The following is a 15,015-nucleotide window of genomic DNA, read 5'->3' as shown; positions in this document are numbered from 1 at the left end:
GACCCGCATGAACGCCGCCTCCTACGTCATCCCGCTTCCGCCCCAGGCTTCGCTTCCCGTCGTCGGCGAGAGCGGCCGTTATCCGGTGCGCCGCATCTGGTGCGTCGGCCGCAACTATCTCGAGCACATTCGCGAGATGGGCAATGACGAGCGCGCCCCGCCGTTCTTCTTCGCCAAGCATGCCGACATGCTGGTGCCCGACGGCGCCACCATTCCCTATCCGCCTCTGACCAAGGATCTGCATCACGAGGTCGAGCTGGTCGTCGCGATGAAGAGCGGTGGACTGAACATTCCCGCCGACAAGGCTCTGGACCACGTCTACGGCTACGCCGTCGGCATCGATCTCACCCGCCGCGACCTCCAACTCGCCTCGCGCAAGAAGGAGCGCCCGTGGGAGATCGGCAAGTCGTTCGACTATTCGGCGCCCTGCTCCGCGCTGCAGCCGGCCTCGAAGATCGGCCATCCTTCCAAGGGCAAGATCTGGCTGACGGTCAACGGCAAGGAAGCGCAGAAGGGCGACCTCACCGAATTGATCTGGAACGTGCCCGAGATCATCTGGCAGCTCTCCCAGCAGGTGAAGCTCGCCGCCGGCGACATCATCATGACCGGCACGCCCGCCGGCGTGTCGCAGCTCCAGCCTGGCGACAAGCTCGAATGCGGCGTCGACGGCATCGGCACGCTGAAGGTCAGCATCGGCCAGCCGGAGTAAGGCTCGCTGCAGCTCGAACTCAAAAGGCCCCGGAATGGGGCCTTTTGCATGTCGATCGTGCACGCGGTCGAGCTACCAGGCCTTCACCGGCCGATTGGCGTGGCTCGCCTGCGGCACACCGCGATTGAGCGACATGTGCGAATGCACGCACAGCCAGCCATCGCCGTTCCTCGAAAACACCATCGTCGCGCGGCCCGGGCGTGCGAACGTGCTGCCATCGGGATGATAGCCCGTGCTCGTCCACGGCGCGACGACGGTTGCCATCATGCCGTCCGGTGATGCCAGAACGGACGCCTGATCGAGGACGAAGCGGAAGTCGGTCGTCTTCGGCCAAACGTTATCCCATTGGGTTTTGACCCATTGATCGAGGCCGGGGATGACGTCGTTATGGGTTCCGAAGGCGAGCACGTCGGGATGGATGAGCGGCCTCGCCGAGGCGTAATCGACGTCGCGGACATAACTCGCGAAGGTGTCCAGCCATCGGCGGAAGAACTGCATGATCTCAGCATTCGCGGTCGGCAACGAGGCCATCACCTGCTCCAATTCGGCAACTCAATCGCGGCGATCTTTGTTGCCACGGGCCGGACTATCCAGCAAGATTTGCGCGCCGGGATCACTCGATCGCTACAGGGGTAACGTCACAGCCGGGTTCGATGCTTCGACATCGGCCGGCTCCATTTTGTGGGAGCCAGATTCATGAACCGCGTCCTTCTGCTCGCAGCCTCCCTCCTCCTCACCAACAGCGCGGCCGGCGCACAGTCCAGTCAACCCTATGTCGGCCTCGAGAAGCGCCCCATCAAGGCGCTGTCACAGCAACAAATCGACGATCTCCGCGCCGGACGCGGGATGGGCCTGGCTCTTGCTGCGGAGCTCAATGGATATCCCGGTCCCAGCCACGTACTCGAGCTCAGTGATCGTCTCGACCTGACCGCCGATCAGCGCGCCGAGGTTCAACGGCTGTTCGATGCCATGAAACAGGAAGCCGTTCCGCTGGGTAACAAGCTCGTCGAGCAAGAGAGAGCGCTGGTACACCTCTTCTCGTCCCGTGCGATCACATCGGAAGCGCTCAAGACCAGCATCGGGGCCATTGCCGAAACTCAGGGGCAGCTCCGCGAGAGCCACCTCAAATACCACCTATCAACCGCTGTCTTGCTCGATCAGAGCCAGATGCAGCGGTATGCAGAGTTACGAGGCTATCAGCGTCCCGACGGCTCCGCAGGGCACAAGCACAAGCACCATCACTAGACAATGCCGACCGAGATCAGACGATCGCGCCAGGGCGGATCGAGATGAGGCATGGCGGACCAAGCTTCGCTGATCCGCGCCCCGTGCATTTGCCTCAATTCAGTGCCGTAATACACGATCAGCCCGAGGATCAGCGCCGTCAGCGAGTATTTCAGCGTGTAGTAGACGTTGCGGTTCCACTCCTTCACCTTGCGGCTGGCGAGGTGGATTTCGTAGAGCTTGCCGAACACCTTGTTGAGCACGCCGACGTGCTCACCATCGACATTCTGCGTCGCCGACGCCTTGACGATGTGATGGCTGACCCAGCGGTTGATCGCGGTCATGAAGCCGTACTTCATCGGGCGCTCGACGTCGCAGAACAGGATGATGCGGTTGACGTCGGTCGCATTCTCGGCACTGTGGATGAAGGTCTCGTCGAACATGAAGGCCTCGCCATCGCGCCAGACGCATTCGACGCCATCGACGAGGATCCGGCACTTGTTCGAGTTCGGCGTGACCAGGCCGAGGTGATAGCGCAGAGAGCCGGCGAAGGGATCACGGTGAGCGCCGAGCTTGCCGCCGGGCGGCAGTATCGCGAACATCGCGCCATGCACGCTCGGGATCGATTTGAGCAGCTCCACCGTCTTCGGGCACAGCGTGTTCGCCGACGGCAGAAAGTCGTCGTACCATTTCAGGTAAAACCGCTTCCAGCCGCTCTTGAAGAACGAGTAGAAGCCCCAGTCGTTGTTCTTCGCCGCCGCGCGGATAAAACCTTCATCGAACAGGCACACGGCTTCGTCGCGGATGGTCTCCCAGTTCTCGCTGAGGGGCTTCAGCTCCGGAAACTGATCGACCGAGATCACCGGCTTGTTCGGCACCGCCGAGCCCGCATACATCAGCACATTATAAGGTGCGAGATAGGTCGAGTGATCGCCAAGCTGGCGCGCGAAGCGCAGCCGCTCCTTGCCGCGGAAGTGGACGTAAATCGTCGAGGCCGCAAGCACGTACAAAATGACGAGCTGCGGCGCAAAAAGCTGTTTCAACATTTCCCCAATCCCCAAGTGACCCAGCCGGGGTGTCGTGTAGGCCGACCCGGCCGGAGCGGCAAGATATTCACCGCTGGGTTGCAATCACGCCGGGGAGAGCAAGGGGATGGACTGGGGTCCAAACTGGCCGAAACGAGCCGAATCAAGCCCGCGACAGCGCCTGCAGGCCCTTGAAGGTCAGGCGCTTAGGGTCGGTGACGCCGGCGAGATAGAGGCGGCGGATGAAGGCGATGACGGCGTCGCGGTCGCAATCGGTCAGCGCGACGACGGCGTCGACCGCTATTCTCTGGGCTTCCATTGGGCTCACCTCGGCCTTGCGAGTAACCCCGGCCGAGACAGGGTAGGACTCATCCGTTAAATCGGCGTTAACCGTTCCGGAACCATCGCCGATTCAGCCGCCCCGCCGTATACGCGAAAACGCGCATTGCGGAGGCATGAAGCGGCTCAGCGCGCCTTGATGCTCTGCTTCAGCAGCGCAAACTGCTTCTTCAGCCGGGGCACGGCGAAGTCGGTGAAGGCGCGCACCTTGGGCAGCGAAAGCCGGCCCTGCGGGCAGATCAGATGCGCCGGCATCTCCGGATCCTCGTCGTCCGCCAGCACGATCTCGAGCTCGCGGCGCGCGACCTGCTCGGCCACTTGATACGAATACATCCGCGCCACGCCGCGCCCGGCCACAGTGGAGGCCACTGCCGCATAGGTGCTGTTGACGACGAGCCGCGGGGTGAACTGCACGGTGCGCGGTGCCGATGAGCCCCGCTGCGGCGCAAAGGTCCAGGAATTGGGCAGATGCGCCATCGCGACGATCTGGTGTTTGGCGAGATCGCCCGGCTCGGTGATGCGCGGATGCTGTTTCAGGTAGCGGGGAGCTGCCACCACGACGCGGCTGATCCCGCCGACCCGCATCGCCACCATCGCCGAATCCGCCAGCGGACCGATGCGAAGCGCGATATCGACGCCTTCCTCGATCAGATTGACGGCACGGTCGAACAGCAGGAGTTTTGCCGACACGGTCGGATAGGCGTCGAGAAACGCGTCGAGGATCGGCCGCAGTACCATCTCGCCCGAGACCACCGAAGCAGTGATCGTGAGCAGACCACGCGGAGCCGTGCGCGGTCCGGCCGCGATGGCCTCGGCCTCCTCCAGATCGGTGAGCACGCGGCGGCAGATCGCGACATAACGCTCGCCTTCCTCGCTCAGCTTGATCGAACGTGTCGTCCGGTGCAGCAGCTCGGCGCCGACCCGATGCTCCAGAAAGGCGATGGCGCGGCTCACCGCCGCCGGCGAGCGGCCGAGCTTGCGTCCTGCGGCAGCCAAACTGCCCTCGTCCACCGCAAGGACAAACACCTTCATCGCGTCCAAACGATCCATGCGCTCGCCGCACCCCCCCTGAGATTTCGGCTGAAAGCTAGGCGTTTGCGCCGGCTGCGACAACCTCCGCAAAGATCGATCCGGCATTCGTTCGCGCCGCGAAAGAGTGTCTGCCGGGCAGCGGATATTCGCAAGCAAGCCGCCGCAGCGTACCTCAACGCCCAAGCCAGCCGCCGCTGGCGCAGGTTTTCAAGCCAACAACAGGAGCCCGTCATGGGTATCGAGCAGAAGGTCGCCATCATCACCGGTGCATCGCAGGGTATCGGCGCCGCCCTGGTCCAGGGTTTTCGCGACCGCAACTATCGCGTCGCCGCAACGGCGCGCTCCATCAAGCCGTCGGGTGACGACGACGTCCTCGCCGTTGCAGGCGACATCGCCGACCGGTCCACCGCAGAGCGCGTGGTGTCGCAAGCGATCGCCCGCTTCGGCCGGATCGACACGCTGGTCAACAACGCGGGCATCTTCGTCGCAAAACCGTTCACGCAGTACACGGCCAAGGACTATGCCGCAGTGATGGGCACCAATGTCGCGGGCTTCTTCAACATCACGCAGCTCGCCATCGCCGAAATGGAGAAGCAGGGGTCTGGCCACCTCGTCCAGATCACGACGACGCTGGTCGATCAGGCCAATTCGAATGTGCCCTCGGTGCTGGCCTCGCTGAGCAAGGGCGGGCTGAACGCCGCGACCAAGTCGCTCGCGATCGAATACGCCAGGCGCGGCATCCGCGTGAATGCGGTGTCGCCCGGCATCATCAAGTCGCCGATGCATCCGGTCGCGACGCACGCGCAGCTCGACGCGCTGCACCCGGTCGGCCACATGGGCGAGATGTCCGACATCGTCGATGCCGTGCTCTATCTCGAACGTGCCTCCTTCGTCACCGGCGAGATCCTGCATGTCGACGGCGGCCAGAGCGCCGGCCACTGAGCGGAGGAGAACGACAATGCCCATCGTCACCATTCAAGTGACCCGCGAGGGAACGGCGCCGGGTGCGGCGTCGCTCACGGCGGAGGAGAAGGCCGCACTGATCAAGGGCTCGAGCGAGCTGCTGCGCGATGTGCTCGGCAAGCCGCTCGAGTCCACCTTCGTCGTGATCGAGGAAGTCGACACCGACAATTGGGGCTGGGGCGGCCTGCCCGTGCAGGAATTCCGCCGTCACCGCGCCACCCAGGCAGGATGATCTGCACGCCGTCGCGCGCAAGAGGATGACATGATCTCGGCGCGATCGTCGGCCCGCTCGTCGCCGACCATCTCGGCGACCGCTCGGGTTTTGGTCCCGCCCTTCGCGCGGCATTCCTGATCGAGGCCGCGGCCGTGCTGTTGCGACCGTCAGCACCGCGCCGCTGTCGCTGATCATGTTGAGCGTGGTGGTCGGCGGCTTCACGCCGGTCATCGTGACGCTGGTGCTCGGACGCATCCACGAGTTCGTGCCTAATTCGACCGAACAGCAGCGCACGACCTGGAGCTACGCCACCACAAGCTTTGCGCTGTTTCAGGCGGCCGCCGCTTACGGCTTCTCCTGGATCGATGCGCAAACCGGCGGAGACTATCTCGTCCTGTTCGGCCTCGGCGGCGGTGCGGTGGTGCTGGCACTGGCAATCGATCTCGGCCGCGCCCTGATCGTCTCGCGCAGATCCTGAGTGCGATGATGGCAGGCGAGCTGCATCACCTGGCACTGGACTTTGTCATGCTTTGAGCAAGCGATCTCAGCAACTCGGTTTGCTTCAGGACCAACTCACATTGCTTTCGCGCATGCGTGCCCGACAGCTCAACCAACTCCGCCAGTGTTTTTGCACGCCCTAGCTCCCGCGCATACTCCAAGGTCGCGCCCGCATTGACCTTCATCAGTTCGAGCACGACGGTGCGACACTCGGCTGCCGTTCCAATCGCGTCGATGAGATTGCTTTCCGCGACGATGGTTTCATTGGCCTCTGATGTCACACTGGCCAGCCGTGACTTTGCGAGATCGTTGGCGTAGTTGAGCGTAGCGCTCATGCCGTCCAAAACGCGGGCTTGATACTCCTTGGCCATGTCCACGATGAGATCAGTGCTGCTCGGAGGTTCAGGTGTTGCAACGATGACGCTGGCCGCTTCTTGTACCGGAACAGTCATCGGAGCAGGTGCTTCTTGCGCGATCTGCGGCGCATCCTGGGGGAAGACGACGACTGGGCCCGGCGGCATGGCCAAGCCCTCGTCGACCGCACGGCTCACTTCCGCCGCCAGTTCCAGCAGCGAGCGACGTCCGGTGCGTGCAACGTCAGCAGGCAGCTTTGAGCGCGCCTTTCCCATAATCGTTCGACTCCTCGGCCAAGTGCGCCGTGATCCAACCCCACAAACTTCCAATTTCGTCCGAAGCTTTGCCCGTCGGTGCGAACTCCGTCACGCCCAACCCTGCTCCGAGTGCATCCTGGTGATCGTTACGCTGCGCAATAAACGGGAGCGCAAGCACGCCGAGCGAGCTTAGCGATGTGGCAGCTTCGCTCAACCGGCACCCCCGCGTCGGCGTCTGATTGAGGATGAAGGCAAATCGGCGGTTGAGCCTGCGAATAGCGATCAGTGTAGGAATTGCGGCTTCGATGTCGGCCGGGCTCGGACGCGCCGGGATGAGACAGAGATCGGCGCAGGCGATGACGCGCATCGCCAGGCTGTTGGTCGTGGCAGCTGTATCGATGATGGCAAGCCAGACGCCTTCGGCCTTCAGCCGCGCGATCAACGGTTCGATCTCGGCAGGATCGGCAACGCGCTCGACGCGGGGATAGGGATGATCGCGGCGCTCTTTCCATTTCGAGATCGTACCTTGCGCGTCCGCTTCAATGAGAACGACGCGCTCAGCGCGCTCCATTGCTGCCACCGCCAGTCCAACGGACAGCGTACTCTTGCCGCTTCCGCCTTTTTGCGTGACCAGGGCAAGGACGTGCATGTCCTGCGCTCCCCTTAAGACGGCGACTACGCGGAACTCAGACGTTGTCGGAACTAAACTTCTTGCAGCGCAAAAATACTACCGCAAGTCGCGATTCGTCTCAAGCGAACGCAAGGCTATCGCGGTATCCTACGTGGCAAGATCAGGAATACTGCATCACGCCGTCGTCGATCCGGCCGAAGCGCAACGAGACGATGTCGAGCGCGTAGTTCTGGTGGAGCCGCCAGGGCCGCTTCGAGCCCTGCTTCGGCATCTTGGCGATCGAGCGCTGCACGTAACCCGAGGTGAAATCGAGCGAAGGCTGCGCGGTGATGGTGGGATCATCGTTGTGCGGCATGCACTGGCGGAAATTGTGCCGGTCCATGTAATTGATGAGGCGGCAGACATATTCGCAGGTGAGGTCGCATTTCAGCGTCCAGGACGCATTGGTGTAGCCGAAGGCCGAGGCCATGTTCGGCACGTCGGCATACATCATGCCCTTGTAGGTCAGCGTGTTGGCGAAATCGACGGAGCGGCCGTCGACGCTGACCTCGAGGCCACCGGCGACCTGGAGCACCAGCCCGGTCGCCGTCACGATGATGTCGGCCGCCAGCTCGCGGCCGTCCTTCAGGCGGATGCCGTCATGCGTGAAGGTGTCGATCTCGCTGGTGACTACGCTGGCGCGCTGCTCGCGGATCGCCTTGAAGAGGTCGCCATCGGGCACGAGGCACAGCCGCTGGTCCCAGGGATTGTAGCGCGGCGTGAAGTGGGTCGCGACGTCATAGTCCGGGCCGAGCGCGATTCTCACGCCCTTGAGGATGAGATCCTTCACCTTCGCCGGCCTGCGCCGGCTGAGCTGGAAGAAGAACATCCCCCACATCACGTTGCGCCAGCGGATCAGGTGATAGGCGAACTTCGCCGGCAGGTTGCGGCGCAGCTTGTTGGCGACTGGATCCTGCGCCGGCCGCGACACCACATAGGTCGGCGAGCGCTGCAGCATGGTGACCTGCGCCGCCTTCTTGGCGAGCTCCGGCACCAGCGTCACCGCTGTCGCGCCCGAGCCGATCACGACGACACGTTTGCCCGCGTAGTCGATGTCCTCGGTCCATTTCTGCGGATGCACGATGCGGCCGGCGAAATCAGCGGCGCCCTTGAACTCCGGCGTGTAGCCCGCCTCGTATTTGTAATAGCCCGAGCACATAAACAGGAAGTTGCAGGTGAAGCGCACCACCTCGGTCGCGCCCTCGCTCGTGATGTGCTCGGCTTCGACGGTCCAACGAGCATCCGGCGTCGACCACGCCGCGCGCTTGACGCGATGGTGGAAGCGGATGTGCTTGTCGATGCCGTTCTCGCTAGCAGTCTCGCGCACATAGTTCAGGATCTGCGGCCCGTCGGCGATCGCCTTCGGATCGGTCCACGGCTTGAACGAATAGCCGAGGGTGAACATGTCGCTGTCGGAGCGGATGCCGGGATAGCGGAAGAGGTCCCAAGTGCCGCCGATGCAATCGCGTCTCTCGAGGATGACGTAGCTCTTGGCCGGACACTTGGTCTGCAGATGATAGCCGGCGCCGATGCCTGATAGCCCGGCGCCGACGATCAGCACGTCGAAATGTTCTTGTTGCATGGTTTCCTCCGCCGGCGCGGATTGTCCGCCTGCCGCTGCTGGCCGTCAATCGGCAATCAACGTGCCGCAACTGCAAAGCGAGTTGAATTCCATGCCCCGAAACAACAAAGCCCCGGATCGCTCCGGGGCTTTGCGTCGATGGTTGGTCGAACCGGCGGATCAATACCGGTAATGATCGCTCTTGTACGGGCCTTCCGGCTTCACGCCGATATAGTCGGCCTGGTCCTTGCGGAGCTCGGTGAGCTTGACGCCGATCTTGGAGAGGTGCAGGCGGGCGACCTTCTCGTCGAGCGTCTTGGGCAGCACGTAGACCTTCTTCTCGTACTTGCCGTCCTTGTTGTTGGCGAACAGCTCGATCTGCGCCAGCGTCTGGTTGGTGAAGGACGCCGACATCACGAAGGACGGATGGCCCATCGCGTTGCCGAGGTTCACGAGGCGGCCCTCCGACAGCAGGATGATGCGGTGCTTGTCGGGGAACTCGATCTCGTCGACCTGCGGCTTGATGTTGGTCCACTTCAGATTGCGCAGAGACGCGATCTGGATCTCGTTGTCGAAGTGGCCGATGTTGCAGACGATGGCGCGATCCTTCATCGCGCGCATGTGCTCGATGGTGATGATGTCCTTGTTGCCGGTGGCGGTGACGAAGATGTCGGCCCGCGGCGCGGCGTCTTCCATGGTCACGACCTCGTAGCCTTCCATCGCCGCCTGCAGCGCGCAGATCGGATCGACCTCGGAGACCATGACGCGGCAGCCGGCCTGGCGCAGCGAGGCGGCCGAGCCCTTGCCGACGTCGCCGAAGCCGGCGACCATCGCGACCTTGCCCGACAGCATCACGTCGGTGCCGCGGCGGATGCCGTCGACCAGCGATTCACGGCAGCCATAGAGGTTGTCGAACTTCGACTTGGTGACACTGTCGTTGACGTTGATGGCCGGCCACAGCAGCGTGCCTGCCTTCTGCATGTCATAGAGACGATGCACGCCCGTCGTGGTCTCCTCGGAAACGCCCTTGATGCTGTTGGCGATCCCGGCGAAGTAGCCCTTCGGCTTTTCCTTGAGCTGCTTCTTCAGAAGCGCGAAGAACACTTCCTCTTCCTCGGAGCCGGGCTTGTCGAGGAAGGCGGTGTCGCCGTTCTCGGCGCGCAGACCGAGATGGACATACATGGTGGCGTCGCCGCCGTCATCGAGGATCATGTTCGGGTGACCGCCGCCGTGCCAGTCGAACAGCTTGGCGGTGTAGTCCCAGTACTCGGTCAGCGTCTCGCCCTTGACGGCAAAGACGGGAATGCCGGCGGCGGCGATCGCAGCGGCAGCGTGATCCTGCGTCGAATAGATGTTGCAGGAGACCCAGCGGATGTCGGCGCCGAGCGCGGCGAGCGTCTCGATCAACACGCCGGTCTGGATCGTCATGTGCAGCGAGCCGGCGATGCGCGCGCCCTTCAGCGGCTGCTTCGGGCCGTACTCCTCGCGGGTGGCCATCAGGCCGGGCATCTCGGTCTCGGCCAGCGAGAGCTCCTTGCGGCCGAAATCGGCGAGCGAAATGTCCTTGACGATGTAATCGGTGAAGCCGGGCTTCGCGTTCATGTCTGTTTCCTAATCAGTGAGGCTGGCGTGTCAGTAGCAAGGCAAGCTGAACGCTATGTGGCACCATTCTCCCTCTCCCCGTTCTTACGGGGAGAGGGCCGGGGTGAGGGGCTCTATCCAAGCACCGAGCTTGCGGAGAGTCCCCCTCACCCGCCGCTTCGCGGCGACCTCTCCCCGCAAGCGGGGCGAGGTAAGAGCGTTAGAGAGCGCGCTTGAGCTGCTCGACGAGATCGGTCTTCTCCCAGGAGAAGCCGCCCTCGTTGTCGGGCGTGCGGCCGAAATGGCCGTAGGCCGAGGTGCGCGCGTAGATCGGCCGGTTGAGATCGAGATGAGTGCGGATGCCGCGCGGGGTGAGGTCCATCGCCTTGGCGGCGGCCTTCTCGAGCTGGTCTTCCGAAACCTTACCGGTGCCGTGGGTGTCGATGTAGATCGACAGCGGGCGCGCCACGCCGATGGCGTAGGCGAGCTGCAGCGTGCAGCGGTCGGCAAGACCGGCGGCGACGATGTTCTTGGCGACGTAGCGCGCGGCATAGGCCGCGGAGCGGTCGACCTTGGTCGGATCCTTGCCGGAGAACGCGCCGCCGCCATGCGGGGCCGCGCCGCCATAGGTGTCGACGATGATCTTGCGGCCGGTCAGGCCGGAATCGCCGTCGGGACCGCCGATGTAGAACTTGCCGGTGGGGTTGATGTGCCAGATCGTCTTCGGCGTGATCCAGTCTTTCGGCAGCGCCTCGCGCACATAGGGCTCGACGATGTCACGAATCTGCTTGGACGAGATGTCCTCGACCAGGTGCTGGTGGGAGACCACGATCTCGCGCACGCCGACCGGCTTGCCGTTCTCGTACTGCACGGTCACCTGGCTCTTGGAGTCCGGACCCAGCACCTTTTCCTTGCCGGAGTGACGGGCTTCGGAGATGAGGCGGAGGATCTTGTGGGCGTAGAAGATCGGCGCCGGCATCAGATCGGGCGTCTCGTTGGTGGCGTAGCCGAACATGATGCCTTGGTCGCCCGCGCCTTCTTCCTTGACCTCGCCCGGCTGCAGCGCATCGACGCCCTGGGCGATGTCGGCCGATTGCGGGTGCAGGAGGATCTCGATGTCGCAGGTCTTCCAGTGGAAGCCTTCCTGCTCGTAGCCGATGTCCTTGATCGCGCCGCGCACGACGCCCTCGATCTGCTCGTTGGTCACCGACTTCGGGCCGCGGGTCTCGCCGGCGATCACCACCTTGTTGGTGGTCGCGAGCGTCTCGCAGGCGGCGCGGATCTGCCAGGGGTCGATGCCCGCCTTCGGCCCTTCACGGTAGAACAGGTCGACGATCTCATCGGAGATCCGGTCACAGACCTTGTCCGGATGGCCCTCGGACACGGACTCGCTGGTGAAGAGATAGGACGCGCGCATCAGTAACCCCTTGTTCCGCCGCTAGCCGGCGGGCGTTTGCGATGTTTACTTTTGATGATGTCAATCACGCCGGCGCGAGATGACGTAGGATTCGTCGAGAAACCAGAGCCCGTTGTACTTCCGCAGCACATCCCTGGCGGCATCCAGAGTGCGGCCGCTTTGAGTCATTTCTGTCAATCGGTCGTCCTCAATCTGAGCGACATACACCGCCGCATTCCACGCTGCAAAGGCCGTCGAGGTTCCGATGGTGCCGGTGACCTCGTTGGGCAGAGCTTCCATATCATACCTGAAGATCGAACGATTGTCCGCGTATGCATTAAAATTTAAGTCGCGGCCCACCGATCCAAGTTCATACTTAACGGCACGCAGTAGCTCATGACGGCTGACTGAGAAAGGGTTTTCTCCCGGCCAGATCGCCTGGATCATTTCCATGCCTGGATCCTGCCCATGGGAGTGGATTCCGATCAGCCTGCCGCCCGGCCGCAGCGCCCGCGCCAGAGGTGCAATGATCCGCTTGGCCCGGAAATTGACCGATGACAGGGCCCGGTAGGGCTGGGATGCGATGACGAGGTCGAAATTAGCCTCAGTCTGGCCCGGCCGCGGAATGGTCGAATCCAGCAGGAACCTGTGGTCCTCGCGATAGAGCACGAGAACGACAGGCCGCTCGTAGAGCGGCATGGCCGTGCGTGGGCTGATCGCAGCGCGCCAGTTCTGCTCCAGAAACGGCCTCAGCTCCGCGATCTGCTGCTCGAACTCGCCCGACGAAGCGCCGCGGAGCGGCACCTCGTGCCAGACGGTGGCAGCGGCTGCAGCAGGCGATGCTGGGGTCAGCCAGGGCGCCTCGGCGTAGAACATGTTGGTGAACACGAACACCGATGCCGGGTGCTCGAAAATGCGGTCCGGCACCTTCTCCAGCGTCAGGCGCAAATCCTCCAGGCTGAGCTCCTTGCCCGCGACGTAGAACGGCATGTGCGGAAAGCGCTGGTGCGTGGCGCGCAGCACCCGCGCCAGCACCGTTCCGTCGCCGACGCCGGCGTCGAACAGACGCAGCGCCGGCGGGCGCGGATGGATGGAGGCAAGCTCGAGCGCGACGCGGTCCGCGATCACCCGCTTTTCGCTGCAGGTGTGGACGAACAGCAGGTATTTCTGACGGTTCTCGAAGAAGCGGAAATTGCCGCGCGGATCGCGCTTCTCGGGCGGCACTTGAAGTCCCCGCGGCGGCGGCACGCCGCCGGCCATCGACGCCGCCATATAGGCCTGGATCCGCTCCAGCGTGTCGATGGTGATGCGCTTTCCCTCGCGCAGGCGGTGCACCAGCTTCCCATCGTTCACCGCACGCCGGCCGAACGTCGATTCCGCCATGTCCGCCTTGCGGCAGAAGTCGGTGATCTGGCTCAGGATTTCGTCGTTCTTCATGAGTGGGAAATCGGTGGGCAGACGGATTGGGACCAATCTCCTAGCAAAATCTGCCCACTGAGGGAATAGCGGATCCAAGCGCCTCCTTCACAGTTTGCTCCGGCCGCGAGCCGCGCCCCACTCTGGCCCCGCCGAGCAACAGCTGGCGCTTCTCCTCTGATCGCGTCCTTACCGTGCGCGCCTGCCCGGTCGCCCTGCTCGCCGCGATCCTGTGGTCCGCCCGCGGTCGGGCAGGCACGCACAATCAGCTCGAGCCGAGCTGCACGGCGGACACGACGCCGGCGGACAAGATGATCAATGCCTGCGAAGGAATCATCGCGTGGGAGGTGCAGGGGCACGGCCCGCCGAGCGGCACGAGCTCAATCGCGGCAAAGCCAGGCGAGGCAAGGTGATCTCGACCACGAAGAACAAGCACGTGCCCATGGTCGAACTCCTCTCTGTTGGGTCTATCTGGCGGAGAAAGTGACTCGTGCCCGGACGCAGCGCAGCGCTTCTCAGCGGTTCGCTGCAGAGCTGAGGCCTATAGCTCCGCGCAGCAAGTCGAGCAGCATGGATCCCGGCTCTGCGCAGCAACGCTGGAGCGTTGCTGCGCGTCCGGGACACGGGTGAGCCTTAACGGCGGAGCCTTACTGCCCCCACACTTCCTTCGCGATCTCGACCGCGAGGCTGAGCTTGGCCCACTGCTCCTCCTCGGAGAGGATGTTGCCCTCTTCCGTCGAGGCAAAGCCGCATTGCGGCGACAGCGCGAGCTGCTCCAGCGGGGCGAACTTGGCGGCTTCTTCCAGGCGGCGCTTGATGTCGTCCTTCTTCTCGAGCTCGCCGAACTTCGAGGTGATGACGCCGACCACGACGACCTTGTTACCCTTGGGCAGGAAGCGCAGCGGCTCGAAACCGCCGGCGCGGTCGGAGTCGTACTCCAGGAAATAGCCGTCGTAATTGGTGCCGGCGAGCATGGTCTCGGCCACCGGCTCGTAGCCACCCGAAGAAATCCATGTCGAACGGAAATTGCCGCGGCAGACGTGGGTCGTCACCACCATGTCGGCCGGCTTCTCCGCCAGCGCGTAGTTGATGATGCGCGCATAGATCTGTTGCAGCCCATCCGGATTATCGCCGCGCTCGCGTGCCTTCTGCAATTCGTCCTGCGAGCAGAGATAGGCCCAGACGGTGTCGTCGAACTGGAGATAGCGGCAACCGGCGTCGTAGAACGCCTTCACGGCCTTGCGGTAGGTCTTGCCGAGATCTTCGTAGAAGGCGTCGAGATCGGGATAAACCTCCTTGGAGATCGACTTGCGCCCGCCGCGGAAGTGGAGCACCGCCGGCGAGGGAATCGTCATCTTGGCGGTGACGTGGGCCTGGTCCGCGACGTTCTTCAGAAAGCGGAAGTGGTCCAGCATCGGGTGGCTGTCGGGAAAGTCGAGCTTGCCGATGACGCGGACCGCATCGTGACGGGTCTGCACGCCCGTGAACTGGATGCCGGTGTCGGGGTGAAACAGCTCGCAGCCGGTGAGCTTGGCCAGGAAGTCGAAATGCCACCAGGAGCGGCGGAATTCGCCGTCGGTCGCGAGCTTCAGCCCGATCGAGGCCTGCTTGTGCACGACCTTCTCGATCTCCGCGTCCTCGATCTTGCGCAGATCGTCGGCCGAGATCTCGCCCTTTTCCAGCCGGCTACGGGCTTCCTTGATCTTGGGCGGACGCAGGAGGCTGCCGACCTCGTCGGCGCGGAAGGGGGCTTTGGTTCGCTGCATGTGTCACTCC

14 protein-coding genes and 2 pseudogenes are annotated in these 15,015 nt (G+C 63.5%); 5 read left to right on the top strand and 11 right to left on the bottom strand.

Going from position 1 to position 15,015, the window contains the following annotated elements; translation table 11 throughout:
* Positions 1–7 precede the first annotated feature (7 nt).
* On the top strand, positions 8–709 hold the full coding sequence (locus ABIA45_RS02535) for a fumarylacetoacetate hydrolase family protein (protein WP_157288072.1): 702 nt from the start codon (positions 8–10) through the stop codon (positions 707–709).
* A gap of 72 nt (positions 710–781) precedes the next feature.
* On the opposite strand, the gene ABIA45_RS02530 is transcribed toward ABIA45_RS02535, so the two are convergent.
* Positions 782–1,240, bottom strand: a complete 459-nt coding sequence (locus ABIA45_RS02530; RefSeq protein WP_404539617.1) for a YybH family protein — start codon at positions 1,238–1,240, stop codon at positions 782–784.
* Between the two features lie 165 nt (positions 1,241–1,405).
* Between ABIA45_RS02530 and ABIA45_RS02525 the strand changes: the two genes are divergently transcribed.
* A complete protein-coding gene (locus ABIA45_RS02525; RefSeq protein ID WP_404651011.1) occupies positions 1,406–1,954 on the top strand; it encodes a Spy/CpxP family protein refolding chaperone in 549 nt (182 codons plus the stop codon).
* Between the two features lie 113 nt (positions 1,955–2,067).
* Here the strand turns inward: ABIA45_RS02525 and ABIA45_RS02520 are convergent.
* The 3 genes and pseudogenes from ABIA45_RS02520 to ABIA45_RS02510 all read right to left on the bottom strand — a co-directional run.
* Positions 2,068–2,979, bottom strand: a pseudogene (locus tag ABIA45_RS02520) (aspartyl/asparaginyl beta-hydroxylase domain-containing protein); the annotation flags it as partial.
* 142 nt (positions 2,980–3,121) lie between these two features.
* Positions 3,122–3,277: a hypothetical protein gene (locus tag ABIA45_RS02515; RefSeq protein WP_007612486.1), complete on the bottom strand. Its 156-nt coding sequence runs from the start codon at positions 3,275–3,277 to the stop codon at positions 3,122–3,124.
* Positions 3,278–3,423: 146 nt separating this feature from the next.
* Entirely contained in the window at positions 3,424–4,347 is a 924-nt protein-coding gene (locus ABIA45_RS02510; RefSeq protein ID WP_271537400.1) for a LysR family transcriptional regulator, read from the bottom strand.
* A 213-nt stretch (positions 4,348–4,560) separates the two neighbouring features.
* Between ABIA45_RS02510 and ABIA45_RS02505 the strand changes: the two genes are divergently transcribed.
* The 3 genes and pseudogenes from ABIA45_RS02505 to ABIA45_RS02495 all read left to right on the top strand — a co-directional run.
* On the top strand, positions 4,561–5,271 hold the full coding sequence (locus ABIA45_RS02505) for an SDR family NAD(P)-dependent oxidoreductase (RefSeq protein WP_271537399.1): 711 nt from the start codon (positions 4,561–4,563) through the stop codon (positions 5,269–5,271).
* Between the two features lie 16 nt (positions 5,272–5,287).
* Positions 5,288–5,524 (top strand): 4-oxalocrotonate tautomerase family protein, encoded by a 237-nt coding sequence (locus ABIA45_RS02500; protein WP_404539607.1) that lies wholly within the window; start codon positions 5,288–5,290, stop codon positions 5,522–5,524.
* Positions 5,525–5,553: 29 nt separating this feature from the next.
* Positions 5,554–5,984: pseudogene (locus ABIA45_RS02495) on the top strand (YbfB/YjiJ family MFS transporter); the annotation flags it as partial.
* 25 nt (positions 5,985–6,009) lie between these two features.
* On the opposite strand, the gene ABIA45_RS02490 reads toward ABIA45_RS02495, so the two are convergent.
* The 7 genes from ABIA45_RS02490 to ABIA45_RS02460 all read right to left on the bottom strand — a co-directional run bounded on the left by ABIA45_RS02490 (position 6,010) and on the right by ABIA45_RS02460 (position 15,005).
* Complete coding sequence (locus ABIA45_RS02490; RefSeq protein ID WP_404651010.1) at positions 6,010–6,633, bottom strand: phasin family protein; 624 nt, start codon at positions 6,631–6,633, stop codon at positions 6,010–6,012.
* A complete protein-coding gene (locus ABIA45_RS02485) occupies positions 6,602–7,264 on the bottom strand; it encodes an AAA family ATPase (RefSeq protein ID WP_404651009.1) in 663 nt (220 codons plus the stop codon). Before ABIA45_RS02485 ends, ABIA45_RS02490 begins: the two co-directional genes overlap by 32 nt.
* A gap of 142 nt (positions 7,265–7,406) precedes the next feature.
* Positions 7,407–8,867: a flavin-containing monooxygenase gene (locus tag ABIA45_RS02480; protein WP_404651008.1), complete on the bottom strand. Its 1,461-nt coding sequence runs from the start codon at positions 8,865–8,867 to the stop codon at positions 7,407–7,409.
* A 159-nt stretch (positions 8,868–9,026) separates the two neighbouring features.
* Positions 9,027–10,448, bottom strand: a complete 1,422-nt coding sequence (gene ahcY / locus ABIA45_RS02475; RefSeq protein ID WP_157285529.1) for an adenosylhomocysteinase — start codon at positions 10,446–10,448, stop codon at positions 9,027–9,029.
* A gap of 199 nt (positions 10,449–10,647) precedes the next feature.
* A complete protein-coding gene (gene metK / locus ABIA45_RS02470) occupies positions 10,648–11,844 on the bottom strand; it encodes a methionine adenosyltransferase (RefSeq protein ID WP_271537390.1) in 1,197 nt (398 codons plus the stop codon).
* Positions 11,845–11,904: 60 nt separating this feature from the next.
* Positions 11,905–13,260 carry a hypothetical protein gene (locus tag ABIA45_RS02465; protein WP_275511955.1) on the bottom strand — a complete coding sequence of 452 codons (1,356 nt, stop codon included), beginning with the start codon at positions 13,258–13,260 and terminating at the stop codon, positions 11,905–11,907.
* Positions 13,261–13,886: 626 nt separating this feature from the next.
* Entirely contained in the window at positions 13,887–15,005 is a 1,119-nt protein-coding gene (locus tag ABIA45_RS02460; protein ID WP_404651007.1) for a cobalamin-independent methionine synthase II family protein, read from the bottom strand.
* Positions 15,006–15,015: the final 10 nt, after the last annotated feature.

This window comes from Bradyrhizobium sp. USDA 336 (genome assembly GCF_044908355.1).
Taxonomy (GTDB): Bacteria; Pseudomonadota; Alphaproteobacteria; order Rhizobiales; family Xanthobacteraceae; genus Bradyrhizobium; species Bradyrhizobium yuanmingense.
This window is presented reverse-complemented; position numbering and strand designations above follow the sequence as displayed.

Bases quoted from the DNA above. Each gene is read 5' to 3' on its own strand.
- ABIA45_RS02460 (WP_404651007.1), bottom strand. From the start codon at position 15,005: ATGCAGCGAACCAAAGCCCCCTTCCGCGCCGACGAGGTCGGCAGCCTC.
- ABIA45_RS02530 (WP_404539617.1), bottom strand. From the start codon at position 1,240: ATGGCCTCGTTGCCGACCGCGAATGCTGAGATCATGCAGTTCTTCCGC.
- ABIA45_RS02535 (WP_157288072.1), top strand. From the start codon at position 8: ATGAACGCCGCCTCCTACGTCATCCCGCTTCCGCCCCAGGCTTCGCTT.
- metK (WP_271537390.1), bottom strand. From the start codon at position 11,844: ATGCGCGCGTCCTATCTCTTCACCAGCGAGTCCGTGTCCGAGGGCCAT.
- ABIA45_RS02505 (WP_271537399.1), top strand. From the start codon at position 4,561: ATGGGTATCGAGCAGAAGGTCGCCATCATCACCGGTGCATCGCAGGGT.
- ABIA45_RS02485 (WP_404651009.1), bottom strand. From the start codon at position 7,264: ATGCACGTCCTTGCCCTGGTCACGCAAAAAGGCGGAAGCGGCAAGAGT.
- ABIA45_RS02480 (WP_404651008.1), bottom strand. From the start codon at position 8,867: ATGCAACAAGAACATTTCGACGTGCTGATCGTCGGCGCCGGGCTATCA.
- ABIA45_RS02500 (WP_404539607.1), top strand. From the start codon at position 5,288: ATGCCCATCGTCACCATTCAAGTGACCCGCGAGGGAACGGCGCCGGGT.
- ahcY (WP_157285529.1), bottom strand. From the start codon at position 10,448: ATGAACGCGAAGCCCGGCTTCACCGATTACATCGTCAAGGACATTTCG.
- ABIA45_RS02490 (WP_404651010.1), bottom strand. From the start codon at position 6,633: ATGGGAAAGGCGCGCTCAAAGCTGCCTGCTGACGTTGCACGCACCGGA.
- ABIA45_RS02525 (WP_404651011.1), top strand. From the start codon at position 1,406: ATGAACCGCGTCCTTCTGCTCGCAGCCTCCCTCCTCCTCACCAACAGC.
- ABIA45_RS02510 (WP_271537400.1), bottom strand. From the start codon at position 4,347: ATGGATCGTTTGGACGCGATGAAGGTGTTTGTCCTTGCGGTGGACGAG.
- ABIA45_RS02465 (WP_275511955.1), bottom strand. From the start codon at position 13,260: ATGAAGAACGACGAAATCCTGAGCCAGATCACCGACTTCTGCCGCAAG.
- ABIA45_RS02515 (WP_007612486.1), bottom strand. From the start codon at position 3,277: ATGGAAGCCCAGAGAATAGCGGTCGACGCCGTCGTCGCGCTGACCGAT.